We start from the raw sequence: 18,791 nt of genomic DNA on the forward strand, positions 1-18,791 counted from the left end.
ACAAGAAGTGCGAGAAAACCTTTGACGATGTCGATGAACAGGTCGAAGAGGCGCAAGCGCAACAGGTTTGAGCCCGCCTGTCCTGAGTGCGACGCCGCAAAATTCGCCTCAAGCACACCGTTTCCTGCTCGTCTTTATATCGACGCAATTTGACGCGGTTTTAGCCGTTGAAGCGGCTTGAGAATCGACATAGGTCCGCTCCGAAATCGTGAACCCGCAAGGAGCAAGACCATGAAAGCAGGCGCAAAACTGCCCGACGTGACTTTCCACACCCGCGTACGGGATGAAGCCGCAGGCGGCCCGAACCCGTATCGTTGGGAAGACAAGACCACCGCAGATTATTTCGCGGGAAAGCGGGTCGTCCTGTTCTCGCTGCCGGGTGCGTTCACCCCAACCTGCTCGACCTATCAGCTGCCGGGATTCGAAAAGGGTTTTGACGAGTTCAAGGCCAACGGCATCGACGAGATCTATTGCATGTCCGTCAACGACAGCTTTGTCATGAACAAGTGGGCGCTGGACCAGAAACTGGAAAACGTCAAGGTGATCCCGGACGGTTCGGGCGAGTTCACCCGCAAAATGGGCATGCTGGTCGACAAGGACAATCTGGGTTTTGGCATGCGCTCCTGGCGGTATGCAGCCATCGTCAAGGACGGTGTCGTCGAAGCGTGGTTCGAAGAACCGGGCCTGATGGATAACTGCCCCGACGATCCTTATGGCGTTTCGTCGCCGGAAACGGTTCTCAAGCATCTGACGGAAGCCAAGGCCGAGGTCATGGCCTGAGTTCTGGACCATGAACCGAAAACCCGCGGAGACCCGCGGGTTTTCCTGTTAAACGGTACGGGTTGCCTGAACGATCTGTCGCCCAACGTCGCGGATCACCTGTGCCAGATCCTCAAACCATTCGGTATCCCGGGTCGCTTCCCTTCGGATCAGGCCGACGGTCCGGAACGGTTCGGGCTGGTTGAACCGTAACAGTTTCAGTTCGGGAACCGCCGAGCATTCGGATCGCAACGACAGTTCCGGCATCAAGGTCAGACCGAACCCTTCGGCAACCAGCCGCGTCAAGGTTCCAAGCGACGAGGCCCCCATGTTGATGCCGCTGCTTCGCCGGTTCTGCCCGCAAACCTCCAGCGCCTGATCGGTCAGGCAATGGCCATCCTCCAACAGCATCAGATGCGCCTTTTGCAGGTCGATCGGACGCAGCGTGTCGGGGCCTGAGGTCAGGGAAACAAGCCGCGAGGCGGAACCCGCCAAAAGAAACCGGTCCTCGAACAGGGCCGTTTCGACAAAGCCGTTGTCACCGGTTGGCAGCGCAAGAACCGCAGCGTCGATTTCACCCGACCGCAAAGCGGACAAAAGTTGTTCAGTTCGGGCCTCGCGGATCTTCACACGCAAAGACAAATCCCGTGCCCGCAGGGACGCCAGAACACCCGGCAGCAGATATGGGGCCATGGTGGGTATCAGACCCAGAGACAACGATCTGTAGCCCCGGGTCTGATCCCGCGCCAGCCGGTCAAGCCTGTCGGCGGTGACCAACACATCATTTGCATGAGCCAGAACATCGCGCCCCAAGGGCGTCAGGACAACGTCACGCGCTTGCCGTTCGACCAGCGCGCCGCCCATCAGATCTTCAAGGGCCTTGATCTGAACAGACAAAGCGGGTTGCGAGACATGGCAAACCGACGCGGCGCGGCCGAAGTTTCGTTGTTCGGCCAACGCCTTGAAATACCTGAGTTGTCTGAGCGTGAATGACATAAGGGATGATTATCAAACCCCACCATGTCCACAAGGCCAAATTATTCCTTTGCCCAGCACCGGTTTGGACAAAGGCCGGTCAACCGATCAACTGGTCGCTTTCCGCCTGCCCGTCATAGTGCCGTTTCAATCGTTGCAGCGCGATACGCAGAACGACTTTCCCCGAACGCGCCGACCACCCCATGCGTTTTTCTGCTAGCTCCAGCCCCTCAAGATAGCAGCAGCACCGCAATGCGACATCGCTCAACCCCGGCCCCAGATCCGTCAGCGCGCGCGCCACCCTGTCGCGTGCGCGGGAAGCGGCACCGGACCCTGCTTCGCCGTTCACGATTTCTCTGCCGCATCCCGCTGTCAGAAACCTGTCCCAGTTCTGAGTGACATTGGGACCCATTTGCGCCAGTTCGAAGTCTTCGCGCAAACGCTCGCCCGCGCGTACAAGAGCATCGTTGAGAAAGGGCTTTCCTTCCCGGTCACGACGTCTTGCAAGCGCGGCCAATGGGCTTTCGACAGCCGAGTACCGAACCCGACGGGGTCCTTCTTCGTTCAAGCAAGTATCACGCGCCTCATCAACCGCCTTCCGCTGTCCAATGAAACGGGCCGGCATCTCGGCAAAACCACGGTCCTTGCGCGCACGTGCCTGATTTTCATTCTCGGCCAAAAGGCTCCCCAGTGCATTTCGACCGGTTGCAGTGATATGATACCGGCTTATACGTCCGGGCTTGTCGCAAGATATCCAATCTTTCAACGCCAGACCCTGAGCGATCCTGCAGTCGACCACAGCCGTTCTCGTTGCATCGCCCGCTCCGCCATCCCGAACCACGACGGCCTTGTCCATGTCCTCGGCAACTGCCAGGACCGCCCCGGATTCGCAGAGACGCCGCAGGATCCGAACCGCTTCCTGATTGAACAGGTCGGCACTTGACGTCATTTCGCGTTGCTCGGGAGTCCCCAAGGTTCGAGCGGTCGGTTCGGCTCCTTTTCTTTGGCCGAGCGTTGTGAGAGGGGGAAAGTGCTTTTCGGCCAGGGATTGAAGGGCAGCATCGACCAGGGGATCGTCGCGCCGCATTTCGATCTTTCGGATTTGACGCAGTATCGTCGAGGCATGACACCCTGCGGAACGAGCCAAATCCCTGATCGACCGTCCGGCTTCGGTATGGGCAAGGTATCGTTGCGCACCTTCTGGAACCCAAGCCGGAACGGACATTGCAGTGCTATTTTCCATGATTTTGCGCCCTCATCTACGTTGACTCAAATTTCGAATTTGCCCGCGGATTTAAGGTTAACAAAATCTACCTAGAGTTGACTTCGTTACTCGTTCGTTAAAACCACGCGGCGTCAGGTAGAATTCGTTTAAAATGATAAACACTGGTGAAACCAACGAGCGCTTGTATTCATCACGGCGCAACACCCGTTTTAGTTGTGCCATGAACGACGTCATTCCAAACGCATTCATGGAGGCACCATGCAGGACATCACCACGATTTTGTCGACCCTTCGCCGCCCTCGTGTATTGATCAGAGCAGCAAGGCACGGTGCGCAGGAGTACAATCGAAACCGGCACCTGCAAAGGATTTTGGGATATGGGACAATTCCCGGCTCGGGGGCTGCGCTTATGCGTCTGATGGATATGGAGCGGGAAGTGGATGAGCAGCGCCGGTCACGGGACACGGGTTATTCACTGGTCCACCATCTGGACCTGTTGATTGCGCTCATGGGCGAGGCGCAGCTGTACCAAGCCAGCCGCGCCCCTCAATTGTTCTAATTACATAAAGGCATCCGGCATCGACGCTTTCTTTTCCGCGACATAGGCAGAAAGCGCCTCGTGAACCGCTGGGTCCATCTGGGGCTGTTGGTAGTTGGCCAACAGGTTCTCTACCCTCTGCGATGCCAGGGCGCGCGTGTCGCGGGCGCCCTCGTCTTCCCAGGTTTCATAAGGCTTGTAGTCCAACAGCTCGGTTTTCCAGAAGGAATCCTTGAAGTTCGCCTGCGTGTGCGCGCAACCCAGATAGTGCCCGCCCGGACCAACCTCGCGAATAGCGTCCATGGCCTGAGCGTTCTCGTCATATGCGACACCTTTGGCCAGACCGTGCAGAACGCCCAGCTGGTCCGCATCCATGACGAACTTTTCGAAATCGGCGACCAGGCCACCTTCGAGCCAGCCACAGGCATGCAGCATGAAGTTCACGCCCGAGAGAAGCCCCATGTTCAGCGAATTCGCCGTCTCATATGCCGCCTGTGCATCCGGCAGTTTCGACCCGCAGAACGACCCGGCCGAACGATAAGGGACGCCAAGGCGACGCGCAAGCTGACCGGCGCCATAGGTGATGTGCGCGGCTTCGGGCGTGCCGAATGTCGGAGCGCCGGAATTCATGTCGATCGATGTCACGAACGCACCAAAGATCACCGGAGCGCCCGCACGAACCAGCTGCGAATATGCAATACCGGTCAGAACCTCGGCCAGAACCTGAGTCAGTGTACCGGCGACGGAAACGGGCGCCATGGCGCCGCCGACGATAAAGGGCGACACGATGCAGGCCTGGTTGTTTCTGGCATAGACCTCGAGCGATCCCATCATCACGTCATCGAATGTCATCGGCGAGTTGATGTTGGTGAGCGAGGTCATCACCGTGTTGTTCTGCACGAATTCCTTACCAAAAAGGATCTCGCACATTTCAACCGAATCCTGCGCGCGGCTTGGATCGGTGACCGAACCCATGAAGGGTTTGTCACTGAGCGTCATATGGGCCATCAGCATATCCAGATGGCGTTTGTTCACCGGAATGTCCGTCGGCTCGCACACGGTCCCGCCCGAATGGTGCAACCATTTGGACATGTAGGCGAGTTTCACGAACTTGTTGAAATCGTCCATGGTGGCGTACCGGCGCCCACCTTGCGTGTCGCGCACGAATGGCGGGCCGTAAACCGGGGCCAGAACCATGTTGCGGCCCCCGATGACAACCGATTTCTCGGTGTTGCGGGCATGTTGCGTGAATTCCGACGGGGCGGTGGAGCAGAGCTTGCGGGCCAGGCCGCGAGGAATACGTACGCGCTCACCATCCACATCGGCGCCTGCCTTACGCCAAAGCTCAAGCGCTTCCGGATTGTCGAGGAAATTGACGCCAACTTCTTCGAGAATCGTTTCCGCGTTGTACTCGATGATTTCCAGCGCTTCCTCGTTCAGGATCTCGAAGTTCGGAATGTTGCGCTGAATGTATTTCGCGGTCTCGATTCGGACTGCGGTGCGCTCGGCACGGCGCGCGGCACCGCCGCCTCCACGTGCTCTGCGCCGGGTGTTTGCCTCGGACATGAGAAGTTCCCGTTTTTGGTTAGGTTGGCTTTCATGAATATTTACAGGAACACTTGAACGGCCCGAATGTGGATAACGGCGCTATCGGGGAAAAAGCGACATCGTGTGCGTATGGACGCCACGACGAGGCAAGAAGCACTCGACTTGGCCTCGGCGCATCGCCGGAGACCAAAAAAGGAAGGATGCGACCTCTCGGCAGGCAGAAGATTGTTGTCAACACCAGCCACATTTCCTAAAGCGCTGGCTATGACCCAGACATCCCATGACCGCCTTCTCATCATCGATTTCGGCAGCCAGGTGACGCAGCTGATCGCGCGCCGCCTGCGCGAGTTGAACGTCTATTGCGAAATCCACCCCTATCAGACCGTCACGATGGACTTTGTGCGCGAAATGGCGCCAAAGGCCGTGATATTCTCGGGTGGGCCGGACAGCGTGACGCGCGAGGGTTCCCCGCGCGCTCCGCAGGATATCTTTGACTATGGCGTGCCGATCCTCGGTATCTGCTATGGCCAGCAGGTGATGATGCACCAGCTTGGCGGCAAAGTCGAAAGCGGTCACGGCACTGCCGAGTTTGGACGTGCGTATGTTACGCCCGAAAACAGTCTGGATATTCTTGATGGCTGGTTCGCCGATGGCAGGGAACAGGTCTGGATGAGCCACGGCGACCACGTCAGCAAGATCGCCCCCGGTTTCGAGGTCTATGGCACATCCCCGAATGCGCCATTCGCCATAACCGCAGACGTCAGCCGCCACTTCTATGCGGTTCAGTTTCACCCCGAGGTTCACCACACTCCCAAGGGCGCAAAACTGTACGAGAACTTCGTGAAACTGGCAGGTTTCACAGGCGACTGGACGATGGGTGCATATCGCGAGCAAGCCATCGAGGATATCCGCAGGCAAGTGGGCGACAAGAAGGTAATCTGCGGTCTGTCGGGCGGTGTCGATTCCTCGGTCGCGGCGATCCTGATACACGAGGCGATCGGAGACCAGTTGACGTGTGTATTTGTCGATCACGGTCTTTTGCGCAAGAACGAGGCGCAGGAAGTCGTTTCGATGTTCCGCGACAATTACAACATCCAGCTGATCCATGCAGATGAAACAGAGTTGTTCCTTGGGGAACTGGAAGGCCAGTCCGACCCGGAAACCAAGCGCAAGATCATTGGCAGGCTGTTCATCGATGTGTTCCAGAAACATGCCGACACGATCGAGGGCGCGGAATTCCTTGCCCAAGGCACGCTGTATCCCGACGTGATCGAGTCGGTTTCGTTCAGCGGTGGCCCCTCGGTCACCATCAAGAGCCACCACAACGTGGGCGGCCTGCCCGAAAAGATGGGCTTGAAACTGGTCGAGCCCCTGCGCGAGCTGTTCAAGGACGAGGTGCGCGCATTGGGGCGTGAACTGGGCTTGCCGCAAAGCTTCATCGGTCGCCACCCCTTCCCCGGCCCCGGCCTGGCCATTCGCTGTCCCGGGGAAATCACCCGCGAAAAGCTGGATATTCTGCGTGAGGCTGACGCGGTCTATATCGATCAGATCCGCAAGCACGGTCTGTATGATGAAATCTGGCAGGCGTTCGTGGCGATCCTTCCGGTTCGGACCGTTGGCGTGATGGGTGATGGGCGTACTTATGACTATGCCTGTGCGCTGCGGGCGGTGACCTCGGTCGACGGCATGACGGCTGATTATTATCCCTTCAGTCACGAGTTCCTGAGCGAGACCGCCACGCGGATCATAAACGAGGTCAAGGGCATCAATCGCTGCACCTATGACATCACCTCGAAACCTCCGGGGACGATCGAGTGGGAATAAGAGCGTTCTTCATCGATCAGAACCAATCAAGGTACAAGCAATGAAAAACCTGTTCCGTTCGATATTCTTCAAAAAAAGGCGGTCAAAAACAACGCCGCAGGCATATGAGGGGTTATCTCGGAAAGACGCTTTTTCGAAAGTCTACAAAGACGGTATCTGGAGCGGTACCCTGCCGGATGACAGCACTTTCCATTCAGGAGAAGGGTCGCGAGACGCCACGGTCATCGCCCCTTACGTCTTGGCAGTAACTGGCCATCTGACAGACCTGGGCCCCGATGTGACGGTCGCGGATATTGGATGTGGAGATTTCAATGTAGGGAGACAAATCGCTCCATCCGCAGGCCGATATTGTGCATTCGATATCGTTCCCGAGCTAATAGATCACCTGAAAGAAACCGAGGCCACTGATCGCCTGACCTTTCATGTTCTCGATCTTGCAGAAGACCCCCTGCCTAAAGCCGACGTCATTTTAGTGCGGCAAGTACTGCAGCACCTCAGCAACGCTGACATAGCAACATTCGCTGCCAAGGTTCCGGCTATTTGCAAAAATCTAATCGTGACCGAACACCTTCCGTCGTCGCCAGATTTCAAGCCAAATATGGAGCACCAGTCTGGCCCCGGCATCCGATTGGGCATCAACAGTGGCGTGGTCTTGAGCGCACCACCGTTCAACCTTGCCGCACAAAACGAACGCGTTCTTTGCGAAATACAAGCATTTGGAGGCCGCATTCAAACAACGCTGTACGAGTTCTGAATGCATTTTGGGCATGGTAGTGGATCGGGCTTGACCTGATACCAGTTCCGGTCCCTCGTGAGTTCCGGGAGAGCGATATGCAACAGGACGGCATTCAGGTTGGCAAGGCAGCCCTTTGGATGACAGGGGCAATTGCCTCGTTTTCATCGATGGCGGTTGCCGGTCGAGAATTGAGTCTTGCTCACGATACTTTCGAAATCATGATGTATCGAAGCCTGGTGGGTGTTCTCATCGTCTCGATTGTTCTCACAGTGACCCGAAACTGGTCGCAGGTGTCAGCCCGGAGGCTGGGGTTGCATGCCGTTCGCAACACCGTTCATTTCACAGGACAGAACCTGTGGTTTTTTGCCGTAACAGCAATTCCGCTGGCGCAGGTTTTTGCCTTGGAGTTTACGCAGCCATTATGGGTGATCGTTCTGTCGCCCTTCCTGTTGGGTGAGCGGCTGACGCGAGGTCGCGCCGCTGCTGCGATCATCGGCTTTGTTGGTATTCTTGTCGTGGCACGCCCGGGTGCAACACCGCTGAGCATCGGCGTCATGGCTGCCGGGTTGTCGGCGGTGTTCTTTGCGCTGACAACGATCAGTACAAAAAAGCTGACCGGTATCGCCAGCATCGGTTGCATCATGTTCTGGCTGACATTGATGCAACTTATCCTCGGTCTGGCGGCCTCCGGATATGACGGTGCAATCGCTTTGCCTAGCTTGCAATCCGCCCCGTATCTCATCCTCGTCGGGCTGGCAGGCCTGCTTGCGCATTTCTGCATCACAAATGCTCTGGCAATCGCCCCGGCGACGGTTGTTGTTCCCATAGACTTCGTGCGCCTGCCGACGATCGCTGTTATCGGCATGCTACTTTATGGAGAGCAGCTTGATATCTGGGTTCTGGTGGGATCGCTTTTGATTTTTGGCGCGAATTATATGAACATCTGGCTGGAGAAGAGTGGCAGCAAGGCAACAGTCGCCAAAAGGTGAGAAAATCTTAACGCACCGTCAGTGATTGACGGTTCATCTTCAAGACGAATAGTTACCGAACCCACAGTCAGATTAACCTGGCGTTCGGAGGATTGCCGTTAAGCGAGTTCAGGTCGCAAATTCGGAGCAAGAGGGAGACAAGAATGAAAATCGCACTTTCAAGTGCGCTGGCGTTGAGTTTGGGAGCAACGGCAGCATATGCAGGCGGTATTGACCGATCTGGTCAGGGCGTGAACATCCTTTTTGAAGAAGGCAACGTCGTGCAATTCCGTCTCGGCTATACAAATCCGGACGTGAGCGGCACGATGCCCAACCTTACGCCGGGGCCAACCTTTGGCCAGCCGGTCGATTCCGGTAATGTTGCCAACGATTTTTTCACGCCGCATCTGGCCTACAAGCGCGAGTTGAACGAACGGTTGGATTTCGCGCTGATTTATGACCAGCCATTTGGCGCCGATATTGCCTATGCGGCCAATTACCCCCTTTCGATCAACCCCATTCCCGGCGGTCGTTCGGATATTCTTCGCGCGACGGCGGACACGGATGCAATCACCGCTTTGCTGCGCTACAAGTTTGACAACGGGTTCAGCGCAATTGGTGGCGTTCGCGCGCAGCGCGTCAAAGCGAATGTCGCGGTTCCGATCGCCGCCGGCTACGAGGTGAATACCAGCGCATCGACCGATTTCGGCTATGTGGTTGGGTTTGCCTGGGAACGCCCCGACATCGCGGCGCGCATCGCGTTGACCTACAACTCGGCGATCACTCACGACCTGTCGCAGACGGAATCCCTGAACCCGCCACCGGTTCCGCCCATCCCGCCCGGGTTTGTCGCATCGTTCGATACCAACAGCGAAATCGAAACACCCCAATCCGTGAACCTCGATTTCCAGACCGGCATTGCCGCAAACACCCTTTTGTTTGGCAGCATCCGTTGGGTGGACTGGCCGCAGTTGGTCTATAACCCGCCAAACTATCCCCCGACCACCAATCTCGTCGACTACGACGACCCGACCTTTACCTATACCCTGGGTATCGGCAGGAGCTTTACCGAGCAGTTTTCCGGGGCAATCACACTTGGCTATGAGACCTCAACAGGAGGCAGCGTGTCGAACCTTGGCCCGACTGATGGTTTCTGGAGTGTCGGTGTCGGTGGCACCTATACAATGGAAAAAGCAAAGATTTCTGGCGGTGTCCGCTATACGGATATCGGGGACGCGACTGCAAATGGCGCGGGCCCAAATGCCAGGGCCACGTTCACGGGCAACAGCGCCTGGAGCGTTGGCTTCCAGATCACCTACGCTCTGGACTGACGCCCTATCAGCCCAAAAAATCGACGCCCCGTCTGAACAGCGGGGCGTTTTTTATTTCGCATGTTTCGGGTCGCAGCTGAGTTGGGCGCGTGGCAATACCTGGAAACCATGCAGCAGAAACATCTTTCTCCACAGGCCTGGGCCGAACTGATCCTCTTGGGGGTAATCTGGGGCGCTTCGTTCGTCTCGATCCGCATTGCACTGGATGAGGTGCCGGTTCTGACAACCGTGCTTCATCGCACATTCTGGGCCATGTGCGTGCTGTGGATGGTTGTTTTTCTTCAACGTCTTCCGTTGCCCCGAACCCCGGAGGTCTGGTTGGCCTTTCTGGTGATGGGTCTCTTGAACAACGTCTTGCCTTTTGGGCTGATGGCGTGGGGGCAACTTCATATCGAAAGCGGACTTACCTCGATACTGAATGCCACTACCGCCATTTTCGGCGTCATTGTGGCCGCCGCGCTATTTCGTGACGAACGTCTGACGCCGAGACGGGTGATCGGTGTGGTTTTGGGATTTCTGGGCGTTGCCACCGCTATCGGATTGCACAATCTTACAAATCTCGACCTGAAGAACTCGGCGCAGATCGCTGTACTTGCGGGCGCGTTTTCCTATGCCTGTGCCGGTGCATGGGCGCGTGTGAGGCTTTCACACCTTCCACCCCCAATCGCTGCCGCAGGCATGCTGAGCGGCTCAACCGCAGTTCTTCTTCCTGCGACATTGATGTTTGAGGGTGTTCCGGCTTTCGATCTGCAACCGGTTACCTGGATCGCGATCGGATACTATTCACTGGTCGCCACAGCCGGGGCTTACCTGCTCTATTATCGGGTTTTGTCGACTGCTGGCAGTGGCAACCTGATGTTGGTGACCCTCATTATCCCGCCGGTTGCAATTGTGTTGGGACTGTTTCTGCGCAATGAATCTCTTTCCCCGCAGGCATTTGGCGGCTTTGCGTTGCTGGCCGCAGGCTTGATCATCCTCAAAAAATCCGGACGTAACCGCAATTGACGCCGCCTGCCCCCCGATTTAGCAAGGGCCAAAAGGAAGGTGGGGCATGATTTACGGCTCGGCACAGGATTGGCGTCAGGCGCCGCGCAAGAAGATATTGTTTTTCGGAATGTCGGGACTGGGGAAAACCTATGTCTCGAACATTCTGCGTGATCAGGGGCAATGGTTTCATTACTCCATCGATTATCGCATCGGCACCCGGTACATGGGCGAGTACATTACCGACAATGCCAAAGCCGAAGCGATGAAAATCCCGTTTCTGCGCGATCTGCTGCTGTCGGATTCGATCTATATCGGGTCGAACATTTCCTTCGAAAACCTGACGCCTGTTGCGACCTACCTTGGCAAGCCGGGCAATCCTGCGCTTGGCGGGCTGGAGATTTCCGAATATCGCCGCCGTCAGGAACAGTTCCGTCTGGCCGAGATACACGCCCTGTTGGATACCGAGTATTTCATTGACCGGGCGCAGCGTCTTTATGGCTACCCGCATTTCATCTGCGATACCGGCGGATCGATTTGTGAATGGGTCAATCCCGATGATCCCAGAGATCAGGTTCTTTCCGAACTGTCACGCCATACGCTGATGATCTGGATCAAGGGAGATGACGCCCACACCGAAAGCCTGATCCGCCGCTTTGACAAGGCGCCAAAGCCGATGTCCTATCAGCCCGAATTTCTCAGCAGGGTCTGGGATGAATACCTGGCGGCCAATGACTGTGCCGCCGGTGATGTTGATCCCGATGCGTTCATCCGTTGGACCTATGCCCAGGCCCTGGCACATCGTCAGCCCAGATACGACGCCATGGCCAGAAACTGGGGTATTGCGGTCAGCGCCAACGAGATCGCCGCGATCCGCGATGCGTCTGATTTCGATGAGTTGATCGAGCGCACCCTTGAGAGCCGTGTCCAAGGCACCTAATTAACTGATTTCATTCTAAACGAAAAAGTCCGCACTGATGCCCATCAAGATCCCGTCCGACCTGCCCGCTTATGACGTCCTGACCAAGGAGGGCGTCATGGTCATGTCCGAAGATCAGGCAATGCGGCAGGACATCCGCCCGCTTCATATCGGTCTGCTGAATCTGATGCCCAAAAAAATCCAGACCGAAAACCAGTTCGCGCGATTGATCGGGGCCACCCCGCTCCAGATCGAGCTGAGCCTGATCCGCATGACCGAGCATCAGACCAGGAATACCGCCGCTGAACATATGGAGGAGTTCTATCGCCCTTTTCAGGAGGTCCGGGACGAAAAGTTCGACGGGTTGATTATTACCGGCGCTCCGATCGAGCATCTGGAGTTTGATGACGTCACCTATTGGGAAGAATTGCGGGAAGTCTTTGAATGGACGCAAACCAGCGTACATTCCACTTTTGGCGTGTGCTGGGGCGGTATGGCGATGATCAATCACTTTCACGGCGTCAAGAAACACATGCTGGACGCCAAGGCGTTCGGGTGCTTTCGCCACCGGAACCTTGCCCCGGCCTCTCCCTTTCTGCGCGGTTTCTCGGACGATTGCGTCATTCCCGTCAGCCGCTGGACCGAAATGAAACAAGACGAGATCGACCTGGTTCCCGCCCTGCGCACCTTGCTTGGCAGTGACGAGGTTGGCCCGTGTCTGGTCGAAGACCCCGATCATCGCGCGATCTATATTTTCAATCATTTCGAATATGACAGCGATACGTTGAAACAGGAATACGATCGTGACGTGTCGAACGGAACACCGATCAACGTACCGATCAACTATTATCCGGACGACGATCCGTCCCGAATTCCGCAGAACCGCTGGAGAAGTCACGCGCATCTCCTATATGGTAACTGGATCAACGAAATATATCAGACAACTCCCTTCGATCTGGATGAAATTGGCCGTTAAACTCTTGATATCCATAGGGCTTGCAACCGCAGGCCTGACAGCGCTGGCAACATGGCGTGCAGGCCACCTGGAGGCGCGCGCCGAGGTCGAGTTCCCCCCCGAAGGCGAATTTGTGACCGTGGATGGTGTGCGGGTTCATGCGGTGGTCATGGGCCAAGGTCCGGATGTGGTGCTGATCCACGGCTCGTCCGGCAACACGCGCGATATGACGTTTGCGCTGGCTCCGGCTTTGGCACAAAACTATCGCGTGATCGTTTTCGACCGCCCCGGGCTTGGCTATTCGGAAAGCTTCAACCCCAATGGCGAAAGCATTTTCGAACAGGCAGATATCCTGCAGAAGGCAACGGCGCAGTTGGGGGCAGACAAACCGATTGTCGTGGGCCAAAGCTATGGCGGGGCTGTGGCCCTGGCTTGGGCCGTCAGGCACCCTGACAACATTGCGGCGCTGGTCCCCGTGGCAGCCGCATCGAACCCCTGGTCAACGCCCCTGGATCTTTATCACCGTGTCACGTCTCATCCTGTTGGGGGTAAACTTCTTTCCCCGTTGATTACAGCCTTCGTTCCGGAAACTTACATCAACAGTGTGTTTGACGCGGTTTTTTCACCGCAAGCGGTACCCGATGGCTATTTGAGCCATTTTGGTTCCGGGCTTACTTTGCGCAGAGACTCCATGCGGGCCAATGCGAGACAGCGGGCCAATCTATTGGAAGAGATACACGCGCTCTATCCGCTTTATGGTGAAATAGCTGTTCCCACCGAAATCATCCATGGAACCGCCGACGACACCGTCGACCTTGACCTTCACTCCAACTCGCTGTCCCGTCAGATACCGGATGCCAACCTGGCTGTGGTCGAAGACATGGGACATATGCCTCAGGTGGTTTCGGTTCCCGACGTTGTCGCCGCAATCAACCGCGCCGCGGAACGTGCGGGTTTGCGTTAATCGGATTCACATCCCATAGTAAATTCCGGAAAACATTGGGAGACGCCGAATGGCCAAACCGAAAACTGGCGCGATCACCGCGTTTTTTAAGAACGATGCACCCGATGAAATCCGGAAAGCCATCGACAAGGCCGGAAAGGACGACATTCTTTCCCCGTCCTATCCGCACAAGGAGAAAATGAAGGGCAAGCATTACGACCGCGAAATGGAACTGCTGCAGATCGAGCTGGTTAAGCTGCAGGCCTGGGTAAAGGAAACCGGAAAACGGATCGCCATCATCTTCGAAGGGCGCGATGCCGCCGGTAAGGGCGGAACCATCAAACGCTTTCGCGAGAACCTTAACCCGCGCGGTGCGCGCGTTGTCGCGTTGTCGAAGCCTTCTGACGCCGAACGCACCCAATGGTATTTTCAGCGCTACATTCAACATCTTCCGTCTGCAGGCGAGATCGTGTTCTTCGACCGCAGCTGGTACAATCGCGGGGTTGTCGAGCATGTATTCGGGTTTTGCAAGGAAGCCGAGCGGGAACGTTTTTTCCGTCAGGTCGTGCCGCTGGAGCAGGGCCTGATCAACGATGGGATTCAGTTGTTCAAATTCTGGCTCAACGTTGGCCGCGCCGAACAATTGCGCCGGTTTCTCGCCCGGGAAACCGACCCGCTGAAGCACTGGAAGCTGAGCCCCATCGACATCAAGGGGCTGGAAAGATGGGATGCCTATTCCAATGCAATATCCGAAACCCTGACCCTCAGCCATGCGGAGGTCAGCCCATGGATTGTGGTGCGTTCAGACGACAAGAAACGTGCGCGGCTGGCCGCAATCCGAACCATCTTGACTGCAATCGACTATGACGAAAAGGACGATGACGCCATTGGTCCGGTCGATCGGAAAATCTGTGGAGGCCCGGAAATCTGGGATGTCTAAACGCGGCTATCACCACGGAAATCTCAAACAGGCTTTGATCGATGCAGCCCTCAAGCTGATCGAGGAAAAGGGGCCGACTGGTTTCACTTTGTCCGAAGCGGCCAAGACTGCGGGTGTCACCCCGGCAGCAGTCTATCGCCACTTCGAAGGGCGCGAAGATCTGATTGCCGAGGCGGCGCGCCAGGGTTTCGAAATGTTCGCCGACCTGATGCAATACGCCTATGACAAAGGGCAACCATCTGCTTTGGCCGCGTTCGAAGCAACGGGACGCGCCTATCTGGCCTTTGCCCGAAAACATCCGGGTCACTACATATCGATGTTCGAAAGCGGAGTATCGTTGAACCGAACCCCCGAACTCGCTGCGGCAGCCAACCGCGCCAAGGCCGTTCTGGAAAAGGCGGCGGCCGATCTGTCGCAGCACATCCCACCCGAAAAACGCCCCCCCGCCTCGATGTTCAGTGCACATATCTGGGCGATGAGCCACGGCGTGGTCGAACTCTATGCCCGAAATACGGGAACAGCATCGCCCTTTCCTCCTGAAGACCTTCTGGAAACCGGAATCGGTATCTATCTGCGTGGATTGGGCCTGATCGCGCCAGATGAGTGAATGATCACAGGGAAAGTCAAAACCGTGGGCTGGGGTGCGGCTTGCGAAGCTGGGACGTGACGTTGATCAAGTCAACGGTTCCCATTCCCTTGATATCCACCGGCCCCAAATCAGACACCTGAAACTCGTCGATCAAGGCAAATTTCATCTCTTCCGGTGCCACGATCTTCATCGGATTGGCAAAGACCTGAAGACGAGAAGCCATGTTCACGGCCGGGCCGAAAACGTCATAGACATATTTCTGGATGCCCACGACCGAACCGACGGCAGCACCTGTTCCCAACCCGATCCGCGCCCGCCATTTGTGCGGATGGCTTTCGTTACGTCGTTCCAGATACCTCAAGAAACGGGTGGCGCAATGCGCGACCGCGGTTGCATGATCCGGAGTCGGATCGGGCATGCCGGATACCGCAAGATAGGCATCCCCAATGGTTTTGATCCGTTCGCACCCGTATTGTTCGACGATCCGATCGAAAGCGGTGAAGATATCGTTCAACTCTCCCAGCGTTATCGTGGGATCGGTTTTCGCGGCAAAATCCGTGAAATCGACAAAGTCCAGCATCACGACCGAGACACTCTCGTAAAGCTGCGGGGTAACGACGCCAAAGGTCTTGAACTCTTCATATACCGATCTTGGCATGAGGTTCAAAAGCAGCCGCTCCACCCTTTCCTTCTCGCGTTCCAGTTCCCGCGTGTTCCGCTCGACCATTGTCGAATAGCTGTCGATCATGCTTTCCAGCTCACGGATTCGGGTGATGTTCTGGCATTCGACGACAAGTATTTTTTCATCCAACGAGTTGGCCAGTGAAATCGCAATCGCAAATATCAGCGTCCGCCGCTTGGGCTTGATCTGTAATTCGATCGTATATCGCAGACCATTGGTGCGGACATTATCCAGTTCCGCAGTGTCCAACCCCTGCAGGACGTCGGTCAGAGTGGCCTCTGCCTCCGGTTTTCCGAACCACTCGGCAAAGGGTTCGTTTTGAAATACAAACGTTAGATCCGAGGCACGGACCACGGCAATTCCGACACCAATCGCACGCAAAAGATGCTCGTTGATGGCGGCAATACTCATGCCGCGTCCCGGACAACAATTATGGAACGTTTACCTTCGATGGCCGTCAATGCCGTCCTTATATCCTCTTCCGTCAAGCCATGCGCCGCCAGAGCGTTGGCAAACAGGTTGGTCATCTCGTCGAAATCAGTATGGCTGATGTTGAGATTTCGATGAACCGCCTCGATCCTCTCATCGCTGAACGAGGCTGGCCCGCCAATAAGAGAAGAGATGAATTTCGTCTGATGATCCATTAGCCGCGGCATGTCGATATCCGCGAAATAGTCCCCGATCTGGTCGGAATCCAAGGCCATCTCATAGAATGTCATTACGATCCGGCTGATGGTTTTGAACCCGCCGTATTTCTCGTAAATTGTTTGGCTCATGCACCCTCACCGGAAAACCACTGCGCATTTAACATGGTTAGGATAGTACATAAGGCGGCTTTTGTTAAACTTTTTGAATATACGACCATTACTCGATCTAATCGCTGGGCATTAACGCCCTTCCGAGGTTCGTCCGAACTTGCCCGGTCGCGGCACATACTTGCGATATCAGACGCTCAGATCGTCAGCCCCTGGAATGAAGCCGATAAAGCCCCCACCCTTTTTGAGGCGGGCATCACCGCCGACTTTGCGCCGCAATTTTTCACCCGCACCATAGAGCTCCCTGCGCAGGCGAAACCATGGTGGTCCCTTGTCAAGATTGCTGTTTATGGTCGGATCGGATTCCCGTTCGCTGGATTTTATCACCGCATCCAAATTCGAAGGAGACTTCGACCAGACAAGCTGAACTCCAACGGCTGGAAACGCCTGAAACATCTTCCAGTCTGGGCGGGGGATGGAGATGAAATCGTCCAGATGATCGGAGTAGTATCGAGACCAGTTCAGTAGTTTGCGGCATCCGCCTTGGGACAAGACATAGGCTGCTGCACTGGGTGCCATCTCCAGCATTGGCCTTACGCACATGCCGTTAAGAACCTGCTTCGGCCCAAATCGAAGTGCGCGTGGCGAATAGTCGAGTTTGACCATGTCGAACTCTTCTGACGCTTCGAGAAAAGCCCTGATGACACGACCCGCACTGCAGGACATTTGCACGTCATCCTCGAAAATCGCTACGGCAGCGAGATCATCAGCGACCGCCCGCTGCCATATGGCCCTGTGACTTTCGAAACAGGCGATTTCGCTAAGCTTCAACCCCCATCGCAGGCCGCTGCCGGGACGATACCCGTTTCCGAATGCTCCTGGAGGCTTGCTGGCATCGACAGCGCTGAAACGCGTCGCCGCCAGTTCCAAAGAGTTGAACTGCTGCTCCATGAATTCCCGGCGCTGGGGAACACGGTCCAGATTGATGTAGAATATTCCGGTTTGCATATCGCTGCTCGCCCGCCAACCTATCCAACCGCTTCGCGCATGCGCATTAGTATCGCGCTAGGGCAGAAAATGGAAAGATCGCACAAAAAAGGCCGCGCACCCGGCGCGGCCCTTTTGAAACTTGGAACCCGAAGATTAACGCTTCGAGAATTGGAACGAACGGCGGGCCTTGCGCTTACCGAATTTCTTACGTTCCACAACGCGGCTGTCGCGGGTCAGGAAGCCAGCGGCTTTCAGTGCGCCACGCAGGTTCGGATCGTACAGCTGCAGGGCTTTCGAGATGCCGTGCTTGACCGCGCCGGCCTGACCGGTCAGGCCACCGCCCTTGACGGTTGCGACAACGTCAAATTCACCTTCGACACCGGCAACCTGGAACGGCTGACGCAGAATCAGCTGCAGAACGGGGCGTGCAAAATAGACGTCCTGATCTTTGCCATTCACGGTGACCTTTCCGGAACCCGGCTTGATCCAAACGCGGGCAACGGCGTCTTTACGCTTGCCAGTAGCATATGAACGGCCCAGCTCGTCGCGAACGGGTTCTCGCGGTTCGTCTGCAACCAGGGTTTCAACGCCTGCGACGGCGCTCAGCTCTTCGAGAGTATTGATCTGATCAGCCATCGGTCATTAGCTCCGGGTGTTTTTCTTGTTCATGGACTTCACGTCCAGAACTTCGGGCGCTTGCGCCTCATGAGGATGCTCGGCACCGGCGTAAACGCGCAGGTTGGTCATCTGCTGACGCGCCAGACGGTTGCCCGGCAGCATGCGCTTGACCGCCTGGGTCACGACGCGCTCGGGGTGTGCGCCTTCAAGGATCTGCTGCTTGGTGCGCGACTTGATGCCCCCCGGGTGGCCAGTGTGCCAATAGAAGTGCTCTTCGCGCTTCTTGCCGGTCATCTGGATTTTGTCAGCGTTGATCACGATGACATTGTCGCCCATGTCCATGTTCGGGGTGAACGACGCTTTGTGCTTGCCACGCAGGCGCATGGCGACGATCGAGGCAAGACGGCCCAGAACAACACCCTCGGCGTCGATCAGGATCCACTTCTTGTCGATGTCTGCAGGTGTTGCAGAAAAGGTTTTCATGGCAGGATAGTCCTGTTTGATGTGAAAGAC

At 56.3% G+C, this 18,791-nt stretch carries 20 protein-coding genes; 12 read left to right on the forward strand and 8 right to left on the reverse strand.

All coding sequences use genetic code 11. From position 1 onward, the window contains the following. Positions 1-231: 231 nt before the first annotated feature. A complete protein-coding gene (locus AC2FLX_RS13415; protein WP_480750901.1) occupies positions 232-780 on the forward strand; it encodes a peroxiredoxin in 549 nt (182 codons plus the stop codon). Positions 781-828: 48 nt separating this feature from the next. Here AC2FLX_RS13415 and AC2FLX_RS13420 read toward each other — a convergent pair whose 3' ends face one another. Both AC2FLX_RS13420 and AC2FLX_RS13425 read right to left on the reverse strand, forming a co-directional pair. Beyond that, a complete protein-coding gene (locus AC2FLX_RS13420; RefSeq protein WP_480750900.1) occupies positions 829-1,755 on the reverse strand; it encodes a LysR substrate-binding domain-containing protein in 927 nt (308 codons plus the stop codon). Between the two features lie 79 nt (positions 1,756-1,834). Next, on the reverse strand, positions 1,835-2,977 hold the full coding sequence (locus AC2FLX_RS13425) for a DUF6456 domain-containing protein (RefSeq protein ID WP_480750899.1): 1,143 nt from the start codon (positions 2,975-2,977) through the stop codon (positions 1,835-1,837). Between the two features lie 240 nt (positions 2,978-3,217). Between AC2FLX_RS13425 and AC2FLX_RS13430 the strand changes: the two genes are divergently transcribed. Further along, entirely contained in the window at positions 3,218-3,517 is a 300-nt protein-coding gene (locus AC2FLX_RS13430; protein ID WP_480750898.1) for a DUF6477 family protein, read from the forward strand. Here AC2FLX_RS13430 and AC2FLX_RS13435 read toward each other — a convergent pair whose 3' ends face one another. Beyond that, positions 3,518-5,062: a trimethylamine methyltransferase family protein gene (locus tag AC2FLX_RS13435; RefSeq protein WP_480750897.1), complete on the reverse strand. Its 1,545-nt coding sequence runs from the start codon at positions 5,060-5,062 to the stop codon at positions 3,518-3,520. Positions 5,063-5,308: 246 nt separating this feature from the next. Here AC2FLX_RS13435 and guaA point away from each other — a divergent pair, with 246 nt between their 5' ends. The 10 genes from guaA to AC2FLX_RS13485 all read left to right on the forward strand — a co-directional run bounded on the left by guaA (position 5,309) and on the right by AC2FLX_RS13485 (position 15,251). Beyond that, positions 5,309-6,868, forward strand: coding sequence for a glutamine-hydrolyzing GMP synthase (guaA, locus tag AC2FLX_RS13440; protein WP_496743897.1), 1,560 nt, complete (start codon positions 5,309-5,311; stop codon positions 6,866-6,868). A gap of 40 nt (positions 6,869-6,908) precedes the next feature. Then, positions 6,909-7,622, forward strand: a complete 714-nt coding sequence (locus AC2FLX_RS13445; protein WP_480750895.1) for a class I SAM-dependent methyltransferase — start codon at positions 6,909-6,911, stop codon at positions 7,620-7,622. Between the two features lie 77 nt (positions 7,623-7,699). Continuing rightward, entirely contained in the window at positions 7,700-8,593 is an 894-nt protein-coding gene (locus tag AC2FLX_RS13450) for a DMT family transporter (RefSeq protein ID WP_480750894.1), read from the forward strand. Between the two features lie 143 nt (positions 8,594-8,736). Further along, positions 8,737-9,903 carry an OmpP1/FadL family transporter gene (locus AC2FLX_RS13455; protein ID WP_480750893.1) on the forward strand — a complete coding sequence of 389 codons (1,167 nt, stop codon included), beginning with the start codon at positions 8,737-8,739 and terminating at the stop codon, positions 9,901-9,903. Between the two features lie 60 nt (positions 9,904-9,963). Further along, positions 9,964-10,908, forward strand: coding sequence for a DMT family transporter (locus tag AC2FLX_RS13460; protein ID WP_496809608.1), 945 nt, complete (start codon positions 9,964-9,966; stop codon positions 10,906-10,908). Between the two features lie 46 nt (positions 10,909-10,954). Further along, a complete protein-coding gene (locus AC2FLX_RS13465; RefSeq protein WP_480750891.1) occupies positions 10,955-11,827 on the forward strand; it encodes an ATPase in 873 nt (290 codons plus the stop codon). A gap of 37 nt (positions 11,828-11,864) precedes the next feature. Beyond that, entirely contained in the window at positions 11,865-12,782 is a 918-nt protein-coding gene (metA, locus tag AC2FLX_RS13470) for a homoserine O-acetyltransferase MetA (protein WP_496807152.1), read from the forward strand. Further along, on the forward strand, positions 12,766-13,725 hold the full coding sequence (locus AC2FLX_RS13475) for an alpha/beta fold hydrolase (protein WP_496809609.1): 960 nt from the start codon (positions 12,766-12,768) through the stop codon (positions 13,723-13,725). Before metA ends, AC2FLX_RS13475 begins: the two co-directional genes overlap by 17 nt. A 49-nt stretch (positions 13,726-13,774) precedes the next feature. Beyond that, on the forward strand, positions 13,775-14,644 hold the full coding sequence (ppk2, locus tag AC2FLX_RS13480; RefSeq protein ID WP_480750888.1) for a polyphosphate kinase 2: 870 nt from the start codon (positions 13,775-13,777) through the stop codon (positions 14,642-14,644). Further along, entirely contained in the window at positions 14,637-15,251 is a 615-nt protein-coding gene (locus tag AC2FLX_RS13485; RefSeq protein WP_480750887.1) for a TetR/AcrR family transcriptional regulator, read from the forward strand. The genes ppk2 and AC2FLX_RS13485 overlap by 8 nt, the downstream gene beginning before the upstream one ends. 16 nt (positions 15,252-15,267) lie before the next feature. Here AC2FLX_RS13485 and AC2FLX_RS13490 read toward each other — a convergent pair whose 3' ends face one another. From AC2FLX_RS13490 to rplM, 5 genes are all read right to left on the reverse strand, one after another. After that, complete coding sequence (locus AC2FLX_RS13490; protein WP_480750886.1) at positions 15,268-16,326, reverse strand: adenylate/guanylate cyclase domain-containing protein; 1,059 nt, start codon at positions 16,324-16,326, stop codon at positions 15,268-15,270. Continuing rightward, entirely contained in the window at positions 16,323-16,691 is a 369-nt protein-coding gene (locus tag AC2FLX_RS13495) for a group I truncated hemoglobin (protein WP_480750885.1), read from the reverse strand. Before AC2FLX_RS13495 ends, AC2FLX_RS13490 begins: the two co-directional genes overlap by 4 nt. Positions 16,692-16,859: 168 nt before the next feature. Further along, complete coding sequence (locus AC2FLX_RS13500; RefSeq protein WP_496809610.1) at positions 16,860-17,678, reverse strand: glycosyltransferase family 25 protein; 819 nt, start codon at positions 17,676-17,678, stop codon at positions 16,860-16,862. A 135-nt stretch (positions 17,679-17,813) separates the two neighbouring features. Next, the gene (gene rpsI, locus AC2FLX_RS13505) at positions 17,814-18,296 is read right to left on the reverse strand and encodes a 30S ribosomal protein S9 (RefSeq protein WP_480750883.1); all 483 of its coding nucleotides are present in this window, start codon (positions 18,294-18,296) and stop codon (positions 17,814-17,816) included. Positions 18,297-18,302: 6 nt separating this feature from the next. Then, complete coding sequence (rplM, locus tag AC2FLX_RS13510) at positions 18,303-18,761, reverse strand: 50S ribosomal protein L13 (protein ID WP_496743883.1); 459 nt, start codon at positions 18,759-18,761, stop codon at positions 18,303-18,305. Between the last annotated feature and the right edge of the window lie 30 nt (positions 18,762-18,791).

Source organism: Ruegeria sp. YKSF57, from assembly GCF_059612585.1.

Excerpts from the sequence above, each read along its gene's own strand:
- AC2FLX_RS13455 (WP_480750893.1), top strand. The coding sequence starts at position 8,737 with ATGAAAATCGCACTTTCAAGTGCGCTGGCGTTGAGTTTGGGAGCAACG.
- AC2FLX_RS13450 (WP_480750894.1), top strand. The coding sequence starts at position 7,700 with ATGCAACAGGACGGCATTCAGGTTGGCAAGGCAGCCCTTTGGATGACA.
- AC2FLX_RS13435 (WP_480750897.1), bottom strand. The coding sequence starts at position 5,062 with ATGTCCGAGGCAAACACCCGGCGCAGAGCACGTGGAGGCGGCGGTGCC.
- AC2FLX_RS13430 (WP_480750898.1), top strand. The coding sequence starts at position 3,218 with ATGCAGGACATCACCACGATTTTGTCGACCCTTCGCCGCCCTCGTGTA.
- AC2FLX_RS13425 (WP_480750899.1), bottom strand. The coding sequence starts at position 2,977 with ATGGAAAATAGCACTGCAATGTCCGTTCCGGCTTGGGTTCCAGAAGGT.
- guaA (WP_496743897.1), top strand. The coding sequence starts at position 5,309 with ATGACCCAGACATCCCATGACCGCCTTCTCATCATCGATTTCGGCAGC.
- ppk2 (WP_480750888.1), top strand. The coding sequence starts at position 13,775 with ATGGCCAAACCGAAAACTGGCGCGATCACCGCGTTTTTTAAGAACGAT.
- AC2FLX_RS13415 (WP_480750901.1), top strand. The coding sequence starts at position 232 with ATGAAAGCAGGCGCAAAACTGCCCGACGTGACTTTCCACACCCGCGTA.
- AC2FLX_RS13465 (WP_480750891.1), top strand. The coding sequence starts at position 10,955 with ATGATTTACGGCTCGGCACAGGATTGGCGTCAGGCGCCGCGCAAGAAG.
- AC2FLX_RS13485 (WP_480750887.1), top strand. The coding sequence starts at position 14,637 with ATGTCTAAACGCGGCTATCACCACGGAAATCTCAAACAGGCTTTGATC.
- rpsI (WP_480750883.1), bottom strand. The coding sequence starts at position 18,296 with ATGGCTGATCAGATCAATACTCTCGAAGAGCTGAGCGCCGTCGCAGGC.
- AC2FLX_RS13445 (WP_480750895.1), top strand. The coding sequence starts at position 6,909 with ATGAAAAACCTGTTCCGTTCGATATTCTTCAAAAAAAGGCGGTCAAAA.
- AC2FLX_RS13475 (WP_496809609.1), top strand. The coding sequence starts at position 12,766 with ATGAAATTGGCCGTTAAACTCTTGATATCCATAGGGCTTGCAACCGCA.
- metA (WP_496807152.1), top strand. The coding sequence starts at position 11,865 with ATGCCCATCAAGATCCCGTCCGACCTGCCCGCTTATGACGTCCTGACC.
- AC2FLX_RS13490 (WP_480750886.1), bottom strand. The coding sequence starts at position 16,326 with ATGAGTATTGCCGCCATCAACGAGCATCTTTTGCGTGCGATTGGTGTC.
- AC2FLX_RS13495 (WP_480750885.1), bottom strand. The coding sequence starts at position 16,691 with ATGAGCCAAACAATTTACGAGAAATACGGCGGGTTCAAAACCATCAGC.
- rplM (WP_496743883.1), bottom strand. The coding sequence starts at position 18,761 with ATGAAAACCTTTTCTGCAACACCTGCAGACATCGACAAGAAGTGGATC.
- AC2FLX_RS13500 (WP_496809610.1), bottom strand. The coding sequence starts at position 17,678 with ATGCAAACCGGAATATTCTACATCAATCTGGACCGTGTTCCCCAGCGC.
- AC2FLX_RS13420 (WP_480750900.1), bottom strand. The coding sequence starts at position 1,755 with ATGTCATTCACGCTCAGACAACTCAGGTATTTCAAGGCGTTGGCCGAA.
- AC2FLX_RS13460 (WP_496809608.1), top strand. The coding sequence starts at position 9,964 with ATGTTTCGGGTCGCAGCTGAGTTGGGCGCGTGGCAATACCTGGAAACC.